The 295-nt window shown below is 27.8% G+C and carries 1 pseudogene; it reads left to right on the plus strand.

What is annotated here, in order from left to right:
• Positions 1 to 295 (plus strand): annotated as a pseudogene (locus AJ930_RS00020) (hypothetical protein); the annotation flags it as partial.

Here is a 295-nt window from a genome sequence, read left to right on the forward strand (position 1 = left end):
AAATGAAGACTATTCAATGCAAAATAGAAAAGAAGTAGCACTAAGAATCATCCAAGAAGAAAATCTAGAAGTGATTTGGTATGATGAAGCACTTAAACCTTTATGTACAGGTATCAAACATGATAAACAAAGAGATAAATATATTTCTTTTATCACTAATGCTAAAGCAAAAATTATAGAATGGAAAAGTATTGAATTTGATGGGGATGAAGAATTTGAAGGAAAAATATATAATGATGAAAGTAAAGCCCTTTATGCTCTTATCAATCGTGCTAGAATGATTAAACAAAATAGA

The organism is Campylobacter sp. BCW_6871 (assembly GCF_001762325.1).
Classification (GTDB): domain Bacteria; phylum Campylobacterota; class Campylobacteria; order Campylobacterales; family Campylobacteraceae; genus Campylobacter_D; species Campylobacter_D jejuni.